Origin of the sequence: Citrobacter sp. U14242 (genome assembly GCF_046555775.1) — a bacterium.
GTDB lineage: Bacteria > Pseudomonadota > Gammaproteobacteria > Enterobacterales > Enterobacteriaceae > Citrobacter.
Genome location: NZ_JBKGLW010000007.1, coordinates 134,696 through 149,630 on the forward strand (window position 1 = coordinate 134,696; position 14,935 = coordinate 149,630).

12 protein-coding genes are annotated in these 14,935 nt (G+C 51.8%); 6 read left to right on the top strand and 6 right to left on the bottom strand.

Translation table 11 applies throughout. From position 1 onward, the window contains the following. Positions 1-14: 14 nt before the first annotated feature. Positions 15-3,242 carry a carbamoyl-phosphate synthase large subunit gene (gene carB, locus ACLJXE_RS13315; RefSeq protein WP_410751118.1) on the top strand — a complete coding sequence of 1,076 codons (3,228 nt, stop codon included), beginning with the start codon at positions 15-17 and terminating at the stop codon, positions 3,240-3,242. A gap of 274 nt (positions 3,243-3,516) precedes the next feature. Continuing rightward, on the top strand, positions 3,517-3,909 hold the full coding sequence (caiF, locus tag ACLJXE_RS13320; protein ID WP_286630714.1) for a carnitine metabolism transcriptional regulator CaiF: 393 nt from the start codon (positions 3,517-3,519) through the stop codon (positions 3,907-3,909). 76 nt (positions 3,910-3,985) lie between these two features. Here the strand turns inward: caiF and caiE are convergent, their stop codons facing one another. The 6 genes from caiE to caiT form a co-directional block, all read right to left on the bottom strand. Then, on the bottom strand, positions 3,986-4,582 hold the full coding sequence (gene caiE / locus ACLJXE_RS13325) for a carnitine operon protein CaiE (RefSeq protein ID WP_410751119.1): 597 nt from the start codon (positions 4,580-4,582) through the stop codon (positions 3,986-3,988). A gap of 6 nt (positions 4,583-4,588) precedes the next feature. Continuing rightward, complete coding sequence (gene caiD, locus ACLJXE_RS13330; protein ID WP_410751120.1) at positions 4,589-5,374, bottom strand: crotonobetainyl-CoA hydratase; 786 nt, start codon at positions 5,372-5,374, stop codon at positions 4,589-4,591. A gap of 54 nt (positions 5,375-5,428) precedes the next feature. Beyond that, positions 5,429-6,982: a crotonobetaine/carnitine-CoA ligase gene (gene caiC / locus ACLJXE_RS13335; RefSeq protein WP_410751121.1), complete on the bottom strand. Its 1,554-nt coding sequence runs from the start codon at positions 6,980-6,982 to the stop codon at positions 5,429-5,431. Between the two features lie 63 nt (positions 6,983-7,045). Then, positions 7,046-8,263: an L-carnitine CoA-transferase gene (caiB, locus tag ACLJXE_RS13340; protein ID WP_410751122.1), complete on the bottom strand. Its 1,218-nt coding sequence runs from the start codon at positions 8,261-8,263 to the stop codon at positions 7,046-7,048. Positions 8,264-8,323: 60 nt separating this feature from the next. Next, complete coding sequence (gene caiA / locus ACLJXE_RS13345; RefSeq protein ID WP_137383761.1) at positions 8,324-9,466, bottom strand: crotonobetainyl-CoA dehydrogenase; 1,143 nt, start codon at positions 9,464-9,466, stop codon at positions 8,324-8,326. 34 nt (positions 9,467-9,500) lie between these two features. Beyond that, the gene (gene caiT, locus ACLJXE_RS13350; RefSeq protein WP_286630718.1) at positions 9,501-11,018 is read right to left on the bottom strand and encodes an L-carnitine/gamma-butyrobetaine antiporter; all 1,518 of its coding nucleotides are present in this window, start codon (positions 11,016-11,018) and stop codon (positions 9,501-9,503) included. Between the two features lie 481 nt (positions 11,019-11,499). On the opposite strand from caiT, the gene ACLJXE_RS13355 reads away from it, so the two are divergent. The 4 genes from ACLJXE_RS13355 to fixX are packed head-to-tail and all read left to right on the top strand — an operon-like array spanning position 11,500 to position 14,849. After that, entirely contained in the window at positions 11,500-12,270 is a 771-nt protein-coding gene (locus tag ACLJXE_RS13355) for an electron transfer flavoprotein FixA (RefSeq protein WP_286630719.1), read from the top strand. A 15-nt stretch (positions 12,271-12,285) separates the two neighbouring features. Continuing rightward, positions 12,286-13,227, top strand: coding sequence for an electron transfer flavoprotein subunit alpha/FixB family protein (locus tag ACLJXE_RS13360; protein ID WP_410751123.1), 942 nt, complete (start codon positions 12,286-12,288; stop codon positions 13,225-13,227). Positions 13,228-13,278: 51 nt separating this feature from the next. Beyond that, complete coding sequence (locus ACLJXE_RS13365) at positions 13,279-14,565, top strand: FAD-dependent oxidoreductase (protein WP_271449976.1); 1,287 nt, start codon at positions 13,279-13,281, stop codon at positions 14,563-14,565. After that, a complete protein-coding gene (fixX, locus tag ACLJXE_RS13370) occupies positions 14,562-14,849 on the top strand; it encodes a ferredoxin-like protein FixX (protein ID WP_096758345.1) in 288 nt (95 codons plus the stop codon). The genes ACLJXE_RS13365 and fixX overlap by 4 nt, the downstream gene beginning before the upstream one ends. The last annotated feature ends 86 nt before the right edge of the window (positions 14,850-14,935 follow it).

The following is a 14,935-nucleotide window of genomic DNA, read 5'->3' on the forward strand; positions in this document are numbered from 1 at the left end:
GGAGTAAAAGAGCCATGCCAAAACGTACAGACATAAAAAGTATCCTGATTCTGGGCGCGGGTCCGATTGTAATCGGTCAGGCGTGTGAGTTTGACTATTCCGGTGCCCAGGCGTGTAAAGCGCTGCGTGAAGAGGGTTACCGCGTCATTCTCGTGAACTCCAACCCGGCCACCATCATGACCGACCCGGAAATGGCCGATGCAACCTATATCGAGCCGATTCACTGGGAAGTGGTGCGCAAAATTATCGAAAAAGAGCGCCCGGATGCGGTGCTACCGACCATGGGGGGCCAGACGGCGCTGAACTGTGCGCTGGAACTGGAACGTCAGGGCGTACTGGCTGAGTTCGGCGTGACCATGATTGGTGCGACGGCGGATGCCATTGATAAAGCGGAAGACCGTCGTCGTTTCGACATCGCGATGAAAAAAATTGGTCTCGACACTGCGCGTTCAGGCATCGCCCACACCATGGAAGAAGCGTTGGCGGTTGCCGCTGATGTTGGCTTCCCGTGCATCATCCGACCTAGCTTTACCATGGGCGGTACCGGTGGCGGTATCGCTTACAACCGTGAAGAGTTCGAAGAAATCTGCGAACGCGGCCTGGATCTCTCCCCAACCAACGAACTGCTGATTGATGAATCGCTGATTGGCTGGAAAGAGTACGAGATGGAAGTGGTGCGTGATAAAAACGACAATTGCATCATCGTCTGCTCCATCGAAAACTTCGACGCCATGGGTATCCATACCGGTGACTCCATCACGGTTGCCCCGGCGCAGACCCTGACCGACAAAGAATATCAAATCATGCGTAACGCCTCGATGGCGGTACTGCGTGAAATTGGTGTGGAAACCGGTGGTTCCAACGTGCAATTTGCGGTGAACCCGAAAAATGGTCGCCTGATTGTCATCGAAATGAACCCGCGTGTGTCCCGTTCCTCAGCGCTGGCGTCCAAAGCAACGGGCTTCCCGATTGCTAAAGTGGCGGCGAAACTGGCGGTGGGTTACACCCTCGATGAGCTGATGAACGACATCACCGGTGGTCGTACTCCGGCCTCCTTCGAACCGTCCATCGACTACGTTGTGACGAAGATTCCACGTTTTAACTTCGAGAAATTTGCCGGCGCAAACGACCGTCTGACCACCCAGATGAAATCTGTTGGTGAAGTGATGGCGATTGGCCGCACGCAGCAGGAATCCCTGCAGAAAGCGCTGCGTGGCCTGGAAGTGGGCGCGACCGGTTTTGACCCGAAAGTGAGCCTTGATGACCCGGAAGCACTGACCAAAATTCGCCGTGAGCTGAAGGACGCGGGCGCCGAGCGTATCTGGTACATCGCCGATGCCTTCCGCGCCGGTCTGTCTGTTGACGGCGTGTTTAACCTGACTAACATTGACCGCTGGTTCCTGGTGCAGATTGAAGAGCTGGTGCGTCTGGAAGAGAAAGTGACTGAAGTGGGCATTAACGGCCTCGACGCTGACTTCCTGCGTATGCTTAAACGCAAAGGCTTCGCCGATGCGCGTCTGGCTAAACTGGCTGGCGTGCGCGAAGCAGAAATTCGCAAACGGCGTGAACAGTATAAGCTGCACCCGGTTTACAAGCGCGTGGACACCTGTGCCGCAGAATTTGCTACTGATACTGCTTACATGTACTCCACGTATGAAGAAGAGTGTGAAGCGAATCCGTCCGTAGACCGCGATAAAATTATGGTTCTGGGCGGCGGCCCGAACCGTATCGGCCAGGGTATTGAATTCGACTACTGCTGCGTACACGCCTCATTGGCGCTGCGTGAAGACGGTTACGAGACCATCATGGTTAACTGTAACCCGGAAACCGTTTCAACCGACTACGACACCTCTGACCGTCTGTACTTCGAGCCGGTGACGCTGGAAGATGTGCTGGAAATCGTGCGTATTGAGAAGCCGAAAGGCGTTATCGTTCAGTACGGCGGCCAGACTCCTCTGAAACTGGCTCGTGCGCTGGAAGCGGCGGGTGTTCCGGTTATCGGTACCAGCCCGGATGCGATTGACCGTGCCGAAGACCGTGAACGTTTCCAGCATGCGGTTGACCGTCTGAAGCTGAAACAACCGGCCAACGCCACCGTAACCGCTATCGAGCAAGCTGTTGAGAAAGCAAAAGAAATCGGTTATCCACTGGTGGTGCGTCCGTCCTACGTTCTTGGCGGCCGCGCGATGGAAATTGTCTACGACGAGGCCGACCTGCGTCGCTACTTCCAGACGGCGGTTAGCGTTTCCAACGATGCACCAGTGCTGCTGGACCGCTTCCTCGACGATGCGGTAGAAGTTGATGTGGATGCCATTTGTGACGGTGAAATGGTGCTGATTGGCGGCATTATGGAGCACATCGAACAGGCGGGCGTGCACTCCGGTGACTCCGCATGTTCTCTGCCAGCCTACACGCTGAGCCAGGAAATTCAGGACGTCATGCGCCAGCAGGTGCAGAAACTGGCTTTCGAACTGCAGGTGCGTGGCCTGATGAACGTCCAGTTTGCCGTGAAGAACAACGAAGTTTACCTGATTGAAGTTAACCCACGTGCGGCGCGTACTGTACCGTTCGTTTCTAAAGCCACGGGTGTACCGCTGGCGAAAGTGGCGGCACGTGTGATGGTGGGTAAAACATTGGCACAGCAGGGTGTAACCAAAGAAATTATCCCGCCGTACTACTCCGTTAAAGAAGTGGTGCTGCCGTTCAACAAATTCCCGGGCGTCGACCCGCTGTTAGGGCCAGAGATGCGCTCTACCGGTGAAGTCATGGGGGTGGGGCGTACCTTTGCCGAAGCGTTCGCTAAGGCACAGTTGGGCAGCAGTTCTACCATGAAAAAGCAGGGGCGTGCGCTGCTCTCCGTACGTGAAGGCGATAAAGAACGTGTTGTAGACCTGGCGGCGAAACTGTTGAAGTTTGGTTTCGAGCTGGATGCCACGCACGGCACGGCGATTGTGCTGGGTGAAGCGGGTATTAATCCACGTTTGGTAAACAAGGTGCATGAAGGCCGTCCGCACATTCAGGACCGTATCAAGAATGGCGAATACACCTACATCATCAACACCACTGAAGGTCGTCAGGCGATTGAGGACTCCAAGCTGATTCGCCGCAGTGCGCTGCAGTATAAGGTGCATTACGACACCACGCTGAACGGCGGTTTTGCCACGACGATGGCGCTGAATGCAGATGCGACAGAGAAGGTGACCTCTGTCCAGGAAATGCACGCGCAGATCAAAAAGTCATAAAAAATAAGTTCGGTGATAATTGCGTTAACCGGACCGGCAATATAATTTTGAAAGGGTTTCTGTAAAGAAACCCTTTTTTAAATTCGTGTAAGGTCATTCCTGGTGGAAATAGGGTTCTATAACCACATTTTCAATGTAATAAGCACGATATAGCTCACACTAATCAACATTCAAGTCGCATACTATCCTTTATATCCACAATTTTAATATGGCTTAGTTTTTATTAATTTGGACAGGCCGTAGCCAGATTTTTAATTTGTGAAATGGTGTGCTTATGTGTGAAAAATATGTTGAAAGACCGCTTTATTTGTTAATTGCTGACTGGATGATGGCTGAGGATCGTTGGATCACCGCAAAGGAAATTTCCCGCCATTTTGATATTGAACACTGCAAAGCGATTAATACGCTCTCCTATATTCTGTCCGAAGTGGGGGAAATCGTTTGTGAAGTTAAGATGATCCCCAATCAGATTGCCGGTCGGGGCTGTCAGTGCCAGCGACTGGTGAAAGTTGTGAGTATTGATTCCCATCTTTACAGCAGATTGAATCACAATTTGCAGGAAAAAAAGGTGAGCATGGCGAAAACGCCGCGCCTGGCGGTTCCTCCAACAGAGCTTAACCGTGAGCAGAAATGGCAAATGATGCTCTCCAAGAGTATGCGCCGCTGATTGTCAGTTTGCCTGATGGCGGTATAAACGGTGATTGACTCGTAGGCCGGATAAGCGTGAGCGCATCCGGCATCAATTACTGTGCTGATTTCGGCTTCACATCCGTCGTGCCTTTCAGGCGCGGTCGGTTTTCTTCGACCTGCGTTAATGGCTGCGTTTCGTGTAAACCCGTCTGACAGCGGATGGCAAGATCCTGATACTCTTTGGTGTTCAGTCGTTTCCAGTGTCGCTCCTGATCGGTGACTTCGCGCAGTACGCGAGCCGGTGAACCGACCAGCAGTTGCCTTGCCTCCCCCTGAAACCCGGCTTTGACAAAGCTCATGGCGGCAACAATGCTCTCTTCGCCAATCACGGCACCGTCCATAATGACACTATTCATGCCAATCAATGCATCCCGACCTACCACGCAGCCATGTAAAATAGCGCCATGACCGATGTGTCCATTCTCATGCACGATGGTATCGGTGTCGCAATAGCCGTGCATGATACAGCCATCCTGCAGATTAGAACCTGCTTTGAGGATCAGACGACCATAATCACCACGCAGTGACGCGTGCGGACCTATATACACACCGGCCCCCACAATGACATCGCCAATCAGCACGGCGCTGGGATGGACATACGCCTCTGGATGCACTACCGGAATCAGGCCTTCAAAGGCGTAATAGCTCATGAGATATCAGCGCCCTTTCCACACCGGATCGCGTTTTTCCGCAAATGCCTGTGGTCCTTCCAGCGCATCTTCAGAGTGCAGGACCGCAGGATAATGTTTCAGTACGCCGCTACGGATGTAACGGTAGCCTTCTTCCACCGGCATTTCGCTGGTCGCACGATAAATCTCTTTCAGCGCGGCAATAGCCAGCGGGGCGCTATTAACCAGTTGTTGCGCCAGTTCGCGGGCGCTGTCCATCAATTCACTCTGGCTAACGACACGGTTCACAATCCCCCAACGCAGCGCTTCTTCGGCGCTCATGCGTCTGCCGGTCATCACCATTTCGTTGACGATAGCCGGCGGCAACAGCTTGGGCAGACGCAATACGCCGCCACTGTCCGGCACGATACCGAGTTTTGCTTCCGGCAGGGCGAAGCTGGCGTTTTCTGCGCAGACGATAAAATCGGCCGCCAGCGCCAGTTCGAAACCACCACCAAATGCATAGCCGTTTACCGCAGCGATGACCGGTTTATCCAGATCGAATATTTCGGTTAAACCGGCAAAGCCGCCCGGGCCAAAATCGGCATCAGGTGCTTCACCTTCCGCTGCCGCTTTTAAGTCCCAACCTGCGGAAAAAAACTTCTCGCCGCCACCGGTGATGATGGCGACGCGCAATTCAGGATCGTCACGGAAATGAAGAAAAGCTTCGCCCATTTTAAAGCTGGTTTTGGCGTCAATGGCATTTGCTTTGGGCCTGTCCAGCGTAATTTCCAGAATCGGGCCATTGCGGGTCAGATGTAATGATTCACTCATGGTTCATCTCCAGATAAATAGATTTTCAGGCAGGTGATATTCCTGCCAGAGAGGTTATTTCAGATTTTTTTTAATTATTTTCCCTGAACAATTTCGCGGCAGGTCGGTTCTGATCTCCATAAAAGAGGGAACCTTAAATTTCGCCATATTGTGTTCGCAGAAGCTGAAAAACTCGGCTTCGCTTAATGTTTCACCTTCATTCAGGACAATAAATGCTTTAATCGCTTCATCACGGATAGTGTCTTTGATACCGACAACAACGATGTCCTGAATTTTCGGATGTGCAGAAATGATATTTTCCAGCTCAACGCAGGAGACATTTTCTCCGCCGCGTTTAATCATATTGCAGCGCCTGTCGACAAAATAAAAAAAGCCATCCTCATCCTGGTAACCCGAATCGCCGGTATGTAGCCAGCCCTCCGGCTCCAGCGCTTTGGCCGTTGCTTCTGGTTGAGCGTAGTACTCTTTAAAGATCGTTTTACCAGGCACGCCTTTAATGCATATTTCACCAATTTCACCGGCAGGCAGGGGGCGGTTTTGGTCGTCGCGGATTTCTGCTTCATAGCTAAAGCCGACACGACCGATTGAAGGCCAGCGCCGTTTGTCTCCTGGACGGTCGCCAATAATGCCGACGATGGTTTCTGTCATACCGTAGGAGGTCAGCAGCCTGACACCAAAGCGACCGGTAAAGTCATCCTTCTCCTGCTCTGATAAGTTGAGGTAGAACATCACTTCACGCAGATGATGTTGCCTGTCTGTCGGCGAGGCGGGCTGTACCATCAGCGTTCTGATCATCATCGGGATGCATTCCGTCACCGTCGCTTGATATTTGCGTACCTGGTCCCAGAAGCCCCGGGCGCTGTACTTCTCAATCAGCACAAAGGTGCTCCCTGATGAAAATGCCGGCATTGCAGCCGTACACTGGCAGTCGATATGGAAGGCGGGCATCACCGTCATGTACACATCATCATCGCGCAGAGCGATCTGCCAGGCAGAGTAGTAACCTGCAAAACGCAGGTTATAGTGAGTAATGACCACCCCTTTGGGACGTGAGGTGGTGCCTGAGGTAAACAGAATTTCTGCCGTGTCGTCAGTGGATAACGCGGGGGTATAGCATAGCGTGGCCGACTGTCGGTCTTTCAGGAGGGAAAAGTGGCTCACGCCGTCATCCGCCGGAACTCGATCGCCAATCAGACAGATGTGATTCAGTGGTGTTTCGTTTTCCTGGCGTATCTGGCGGTATATAGGATAAAACCGGGCGCTGGTGACCAGCAGGCGCACCTGACTGTTTCGCAGGATCCAGGCGCTTTCTTCACCCAGCAGACGGGCATTGATCGGGACCATAATGGCACCGATTTTTGCCAGTCCAAACCAGCAAAAAATAAACTCCGGACAGTTATCCAGATGCAATGCGACCTTATCGCCCTTGCGGATCCCCAAAGAATGGAAAAGATTCGCCGTGCGGTTAATTTCTTCATTAAGCGAGGCATAGCTAAACTGCTGAACGTTTCCTTCGCAGGATTCGAAAATAAGTGCCGTTTTATCTTCGTACGTCCTGGCCAGGTCGTCCCACATCTGACGTAAGTTTTGTCCGCCAACGATATCCATATTGCTTTATCCACTGAAAACAGGCGTGAGCGCTAACCAAACCCGTGGGTTAGCGCGTCGCGTTTATTCCTCAACCCTGGCCAGGCCTTTGCCGACCAGCTCATTTATGTCTGCTTCGCTATAACCGATATTTTTCAGAATGGCGGCGGTATCCATGCCGTGTGATGGCATGCCACGCCAGATTTTCCCCGGATTATTTTTGAATTTCGGCATGATGTTTGGCCCTTTGCAGGTGCGACCATCCATCGTTTGCCACTGAGTAATGGATTCACGGGCAACGTACTGCGGGTTGCCTTCCAGTTCTGGAATAGTCAGTACCTTCGCGCAAGCGATGTTCAGCTCGGCAAAGCGTGCCTGGACCTCAGCAATGGTGTGTTTCGCCAGCCAGGCATCCAGTTTTTCTTCGACTAATGGGCCGTATGGGCATTCAACGCGATGGATAAGCTGGGTGCCTTCCGGTACTTCAGGGGTACCGAGGATGTGAGCCAGACCAATATCTTTAAAGCACTCGTTGATTTGCGTGATACCCACCAGTTCCATAACGATGTAGCCATCAGCACATTTATACAGACCACAACCGGCGTAGTAGGGGTCTTTACCTTTGGTCATGCGCGGGCATATTTCGCCGCCGTTGAAGTAATCCATCATGAAGTACTGACCCATACGCAGCATCACTTCGTACATGGCGACGTCAATACTTTCCCCTTTACCTGTTTCGCGCACTTTGTGCAGCGCAGCCAGCGCGGCGGTGGTGGCGGTCATGCCTGAGAAGTAATCGGCGGTGTATGGGAAGGCGGGCATTGGCTGGTCAACGTCGCCGTTTTGGATCAGATAGCCGCTGAATGCCTGAGCGATGGTGTTATAAGCCGGAAGATTGGTGTACTCCTCGGTGCCAAACTGACCGAAGCCGGAAAGGTGGGCGATAACCAGTTTCGGGTTATGTTCCCACAATACCTCATCAGTAATGCCGCGACGGGCAAAGGCCGGGCCCTTACTGGCTTCGATGAAAATGTCGGTGGTTTCCATGAGCTTCAGAAACGCTTCCCGGCCTTCATCTTTGAAAATATTGAGCGAGAGTGCGTGCAGGTTACGGCGTGAAAGCTGTGGGTAGTTGGGTTGCACGCGGATGGTATCGGCCCATGCCACGTTCTCTATCCAGATAACTTCCGCACCCCATTCGGCAAACATTTGCCCGGCGAACGGCCCGGCAATTTCAATCCCTGAAAAGACAACCCGCAACCCGGCAAGTGGCCCAAAGGTTGGCATTGGTAAATGGTCCATAATTTAGCTCCTGGCAGTTAGTTGTAGGCCGGATAAGCACAGCGCTATCCGGCATCCCACTTAGCGGTATTGCTTGAGTACCGCACGACCCAACGTCAGGATCTGCATTTCATCAGAGCCACCGGAAACACGGTCAACGCGCAGGTCACGCCAGAAGCGCGTGATGCGATGATTGCCCGCGATGCCCACGCCACCCAGTACCTGCATCGCGCTGTCTACTACTTCGAACGCAGCATTGGCGCAGAAGTATTTGCACATTGCCGCGTCACCCGAGGTAATGGTGCCGTTATCCGCTTTCCATGCGGCTTCCAGTAGCATGTTTTTCATGGAGTTCAGTTTGATCGCCATATGCGCAAACTTCTCCTGAATCAGCTGGAAACGGCCGATAGTTTCGCCAAACTGTACACGCTGATTAGCGTAGCGCGCTGCATCTTCAAAGGCGCACATTGCTGTACCGTAGTTGGTCAGAGCGACGAGGAAACGTTCGTGGTCAAACTCTTCTTTTACGCGGTTGAAACCATTACCTTCCCGGCCGAACATGTCTTTCTCATCCAGTTCGACGTCATCAAAGGTGATTTCACAGCAGCTATCCATGCGCAGACCAAGTTTCTCCAGCTTGTTGACCTTGATACCTGCTTTGCTCATGTCAACAAACCACTCGGTATAAACAGGTTTATCCGGCGATGCACCATCTCTCGCCATCACCACGATATACGGGGTATAGGCGCTACTGGTGATAAAACACTTACTGCCATTAAGATAAACCTTACCATTTTTGCGTGTATAAGTGGTTTTCAGACTACCAACATCCGATCCCGCTCCCGGTTCGGTGATCGCCGAGTTCCACATCTGCTTACCGGTTCCCTGGAACGCCATGATTTTATCAATTTGCTCCTGGGTGCCTTCACGCAGGAAAGTGTTAAAACCCCCCGGTAATTGATACAGCACGTAAGTCGGAGCGCCAAGACGACCCAGTTCCATCCATACAGCGGCAACGGTGACGAAACCCGCTTCCAGACCACCGTGTTCTTCCGGGATCAGCAGGCTATCGATGCCCATATCCGCCAGTGCTTTTACAAAACGCTCCGGATAGACGCTGTCGCGATCGCACTCGGCAAAATAAGCTTCCCAGTTCTCACTGGCCATCAGTTCACGAATACCGGCGACAAACAGTTCCTGTTCGTCATTTAAGTTGAAATCCATCTTTCAGCCTCTTGATCAATTGGGTTAATGAGAATTACTTGTCTTTCCAGTGCACCTTGGCGTCTTTAATAAAGGACAGCGTTACCATGATGTTGACGAAGAACAGCGGACATCCTCCGGCAATAATCGCTGTCTGGATGGGTTTCAATCCGCCCAGTGCCAGCAGAACAATACCGATGACACCGACCAGTACCGACCACCCGATACGGACCAGCAGCGGGGGTTCTTCACCGTCGCGAACTTCGCGACAGGTCGACATCGCCAGGGTATAGGAACAGGCGTTAATCAGAGTGACAGTGGCAATGAAGCAGAGGATAAAGAATCCCCACATCGTGGCGGTGCTAAAGGGTAAGGCGGCCCAGGTTTCGATAATGGCGCGCGCCACACCGTGTTGTTCAATCAACTGCGGGATATTGAGGATGTTTTTATCCATCAGCAGCAGGGTGTTACTGCCAAGGACAGTCCACAGGATCCAGGTCGAAGCGGTCAGGCCCAGAACCATCCCGAAACACAGTTCACGTACGGTACGACCACGAGAAATACGTGCAAGGAAGATACTCATCTGGATGGCGTAAATGACCCACCATGCCCAGTAGAAGACGGTCCAGCCCTGCGGGAAGCCGCCTTTGCCGATAGCATCGGTATAGAACAACATGCGCGGCAAATACATCAGCAGCATCCCGACGGAGTCGGTGAAGTAGTTCATGATGAAGCTGGCGCCGCTGACGATAAATACCCAACCGAGCATCAGGAAACTCAGGTAGCTACGCACATCACTGGCGATCTTGACCCCTTTTTGCAGGCCACAGGCTACGCAAATAGCGTTCAGGATGATCCAGCAGGTAATGATGATGGCATCTAATTGCAGCGTATGCGGAATGCCGAACAGGTACTGCATACACTCGGTTACCAGCGGTGTCGCCAGACCGAGACTGGTACCCATCGCAAAGATCAGCGCCACCAGATAGAAGTTATCGACGATCGTTCCGAACAGGCCCTTTGCATGCTTTTCGCCAACTAGCGGCACCAGCGTAGAGCTGGGGCGGATAACATCCATCTTGCGCACAAAGAAGAAGTAGGCGAAGGCAACGGAGAGGAAGCTATAGGTTGCCCACGGCAGGGGCCCCCAGTGGAACAGGCTGTATGCCAGGCCTATCTCTTTCGCACCGGTAGAGTTAGGGGCGAGGGCAAAGGGGGGCGTAGAGATATAGTAGTAGATCTCTATCGAGCCCCAGAACAGTACGGCAGCGGATGTACAGGAAGCGAACATCATAAAAATCCAGCTGGCGGTGCTAAATTCTGGTTTTTCATCGCCTAATTTCTTTTTGGCGTACGGACCAAAAACCAGCCAGAACCAGCCGAAGAGCATGATGACCATATACCATTCAAATGCCCAACCCCAGACATTGGTGACATAACTAAATACCGCATTAATAACCACATTCGCGGCATCAAGATCTCTTACTGTTAGCCAACAAAGTATTCCGACAATTATTAATGGCGGAAAGAAAACCTTAGGTTCAATTCCCGACTTTCTCTTTTCATTTTTCATAAGTGAATTCCAGTGTGAAAACGAAATTTATTTAGCGTTCCCGTTTGTAATCTTTTGTTTATTTATTATTAATGATTTGTTGATAACTATTTAACCTCTGGGGCGCCTCAGTGAGTAACTCATAATGGGTATTCGTAACGGGTGGTTCTGTGATTGGTGTCACACTTTTTTATGCTGGTAATTTTGACTTAAATATCAACATTAACCCTTTATATTCAATTGCTTAATGTTGGTTTTTTAACTTTTTTAAGTGTTTGTCTTTCAATATTGTTGAACCAGCAAACAATATTGAAAATTTTCCTGTTTGACACGTTTCTTTCAATATTGGTGAGATGCATAACACTATTGAAAGTTATGAATATCAATGTGTGACATTTTCAATATTGGTGATTAATGTTTTATTTCCGAATTAAAGAGCGTGATATTTGTATTTAACACCGCCGATATAAATAACGTTTCCTTCATGATTTCTGGAGATGCAATGAAGATAATTACTTGCTACAAATGCGTACCTGATGAACAGGATATTGCAATTAATAATGCTGACGGTTCACTGGATTTCAGCAAAGCAGATGGCAAAATCAGCCAATATGATCTGAATGCAATTGAAGCTGCTTGTCAGTTAAAACAGCAGCAAGGAGAGACACAGGTTGTCGCCATAAGTGTGGGGGGGAAAGCACTGACCAACGCCAAAGGGCGTAAAGATGTGCTCTCCCGTGGCCCTGATGAACTGATCGTGGTGATTGACGATCAGTTTGAACAGGCGCTGCCACAACATACCGCGAGCGCGCTGGCCGCTGCCGCACAAAAATCAGGCTTTGATCTGATTATCTGTGGTGATGGTTCTTCCGATTTGTACGCACAACAGGTTGGTCTGCTGGTGGGTGAAGCGCTGAATATCCCGGCGATTAACGGTGTAAGCAAGATCCTGTCCCTAACGGATAACATCCTTACGGTAGAACGCGAGCTGGAAGATGAAATTGAGACCCTGAGCATACCGCTGCCGGCGGTGATTGCAGTCTCAACTGACATCAACACGCCACAAATCCCTTCTATGAAAGCCATTCTCGGCGCAGCGAAAAAGCCGGTTCAGGTCTGGTCGCCAGCGGACATTGGGTTTACTGGCGCACAGGCGTATTCCGTACAACAGGTTGCCGCACCGAAACAACGCGAGCGTCAACGCGTTGTGATTGAAGGCGACGGTGAAGAACAGATTGCCGCATTTGTCGAGAATCTTCGCAAAATCATTTAATTATCAGGGGATGTTATGAACAAGTTTTCCAGTGTCTGGGTATTCAGCGATACCCCTTCTCGTCTGCCGGAACTGATGAGTGGTGCGCAGGCTTTAGGTGAAAAAGTTAACACATTCGTACTGAATGACGCTGATAGCGCGATGGCATTCCAGCTGGGTGCGGATCATGCCTGGTTGCTCAGCGGTAAGCCAGAAGATCGCATGATGGAGGATTACGCCGGGGTAATGGCTGAGACTATTCGTCAGCACAGCGAAGGGGGGGCGGTACTGCTGCCGAATACGCGTCGCGGCAAGCTGTTAGCGGCAAAACTGGGTTTTCGGTTGTCAGCGGCAGTTTCCAACGATGCCAGTGCAGTGACATTGCAGGACGGGAAAGCAGCGGTCAAACATATGGTCTACGGTGGCCTGGCAATGGGAGCGGAAACCATCGCGTCACCGTTTGCCGTACTGACGCTGAGTAGCGGGACATTTGACGCCCAACAGCCAGACACCTCCCGTAACGGCGAGATGCACACTGTGCAGTGGCAGGCTCCGGCCATCGCCGTTACCCGCACCGCTACTCAGGCGCGTAAAAGTAATAGCGTTGATCTCGATAAGGCGCGTCTGGTGGTCAGCGTGGGACGCGGTATTGGCAGCAAAGAGAATATCTCGCTGGCGGAAGCGCTGTGTCAGGCCATGGGCGCTGAATTAGCCTGCTCTCGTCCGGTGGCAGAAAACGAAAAATGGATGGAGCACGAACGCTACGTTGGTATTTCTAACCTGATGTTGAAACCTGAACTGTATCTGGCCGTGGGGATCTCCGGACAGATCCAACATATGGTTGGCGCCAACGGCGCGCAGACGATCTTCGCTATCAATAAAGACAAAAATGCACCGATCTTCCAGTATGCGGATTTCGGTATCGTTGGTGATGCACTGAAGATCCTGCCTGCGCTGACAGCTGCATTAGCGCGCTAAACCATATCGGGCAGGGTACGAGAGTACCCTGTTGCGAGAGAGGAGTTTGTTATGTCCGAAGATATCTTTGATGCCATCATCGTGGGTGCAGGCCTGGCCGGTTCGGTTGCGGCGCTGGTGCTCGCCCGTGAAGGCGCACAGGTGTTGGTTATCGAGCGCGGAAATTCTGCTGGCGCGAAGAATGTCACCGGCGGGCGCATGTATGCGCATAGTCTGGAGCGCATTATCCCAGGCTTTGCAGAACAAGCCCCGATTGAACGTGTGATTACCCACGAAAAACTCGCCTTTATGACCGACAAAGGGGCGATGACTATCGATTATTGCAACGGTGAGGATGCTGCATCGTCGCAGGTTTCTTATTCCGTATTACGCAGTAAGTTTGACGCCTGGCTGATGGAGCAGGCCGAAGAAGCCGGCGCTCAACTGATCACAGGTATTCGTGTGGATAACGTCGTGCAGCGCGATGGCAAAGTCGTGGGCGTGGAAGCTGATGGCGATATTCTGGAAGCGAAAGTGGTGATCCTTGCCGATGGGGTGAATTCTCTGTTGGCAGAAAAGTTGGGAATGGCAAAGCGCGTTCAGGCTGCGCATGTCGCCGTTGGCGTGAAAGAGCTGATCGAGTTGCCAAAGTCGGTGATTGAGGATCGCTTTCAGTTGCAGGGTAACGAAGGCGCCGCCTGTCTGTTTGCCGGGTCGCCAACCGATGGTCTGATGGGAGGCGGCTTCCTGTATACCAATGAAACAACGCTCTCTCTGGGGCTGGTCTGTGGTCTTCACCATTTGAAAGACGCGAAAAAATCAGTCCCGCAAATGCTGGAAGATTTCAAGCAGCATCCGGCTGTAGCGCCGCTGATTGCCGGTGGCAAGCTGGTGGAATACGCCGCGCACGTCGTACCGGAAGCTGGAATGAATATGCAGCCTGAGCTGGTAGGCGATGGCGTACTGATTGCCGGTGATGCTGCCGGGATGTGTATGAATCTCGGCTTCACCATTCGAGGTATGGATTTAGCGATATCGGCAGGTGAGGCGGCGGCGAAGACGGTGCTTTCTGCCATGACGCGTGACGACTTTAGCAAACAGTCGCTTGGTGAATACCATCAGCACCTGGATGATGGCCCGATGCGCGACATGCGCATGTATCAAAAACTGCCTGCATTTCTTGATAATCCACGCATGTTTACCGCCTATCCCGAAATGGCGGTCAGTATTGCCCGCGATCTATTCACCGTCGATGGTTCAGCCCCGGTACCCATGCGTAAAAAAATACTACGCCATGCGAAGAAAGTGGGGTTCATCAACCTGATGAAAGATGGCCTGAAAGGAGTGACCGTATTATGACATCTCCCGTCAATGTGGACGTCAAACTGGGCGTCAATAAATTCAATGTGGATGAAGAGAGCCCACATATCATTCTGAAAACACAGCCGGATAAACAGGTACTGGAGGTGCTGATTAAGGCCTGTCCGGCGGGGCTGTATAAAAAGCAGGATGATGGCAGCGTGCGTTTTGATTACGCCGGGTGCCTTGAGTGCGGGACGTGTCGAATTCTCGGACTCGATACGGCGCTGGAAAAATGGGAATACCCGCGCGGGACGTTTGGTGTGGAGTTCCGCTACGGCTAAACCTGGTGCCGGATGGCGGCTTCGCCTTATCCGGCCTACAGGCACAGTACGTAGGCCTTAAAGCTACGCACCATTAGGCATTAAGT

Coding starts and splice junctions, on each gene's coding strand:
- carB (WP_410751118.1), top strand. CDS start 15: ATGCCAAAACGTACAGACATAAAAAGTATCCTGATTCTGGGCGCGGGT.
- caiF (WP_286630714.1), top strand. CDS start 3,517: ATGTGTGAAAAATATGTTGAAAGACCGCTTTATTTGTTAATTGCTGAC.
- caiE (WP_410751119.1), bottom strand. CDS start 4,582: ATGAGCTATTACGCCTTTGAAGGCCTGATTCCGGTAGTGCATCCAGAG.
- caiD (WP_410751120.1), bottom strand. CDS start 5,374: ATGAGTGAATCATTACATCTGACCCGCAATGGCCCGATTCTGGAAATT.
- caiC (WP_410751121.1), bottom strand. CDS start 6,982: ATGGATATCGTTGGCGGACAAAACTTACGTCAGATGTGGGACGACCTG.
- caiB (WP_410751122.1), bottom strand. CDS start 8,263: ATGGACCATTTACCAATGCCAACCTTTGGGCCACTTGCCGGGTTGCGG.
- caiA (WP_137383761.1), bottom strand. CDS start 9,466: ATGGATTTCAACTTAAATGACGAACAGGAACTGTTTGTCGCCGGTATT.
- caiT (WP_286630718.1), bottom strand. CDS start 11,018: ATGAAAAATGAAAAGAGAAAGTCGGGAATTGAACCTAAGGTTTTCTTT.
- ACLJXE_RS13355 (WP_286630719.1), top strand. CDS start 11,500: ATGAAGATAATTACTTGCTACAAATGCGTACCTGATGAACAGGATATT.
- ACLJXE_RS13360 (WP_410751123.1), top strand. CDS start 12,286: ATGAACAAGTTTTCCAGTGTCTGGGTATTCAGCGATACCCCTTCTCGT.
- ACLJXE_RS13365 (WP_271449976.1), top strand. CDS start 13,279: ATGTCCGAAGATATCTTTGATGCCATCATCGTGGGTGCAGGCCTGGCC.
- fixX (WP_096758345.1), top strand. CDS start 14,562: ATGACATCTCCCGTCAATGTGGACGTCAAACTGGGCGTCAATAAATTC.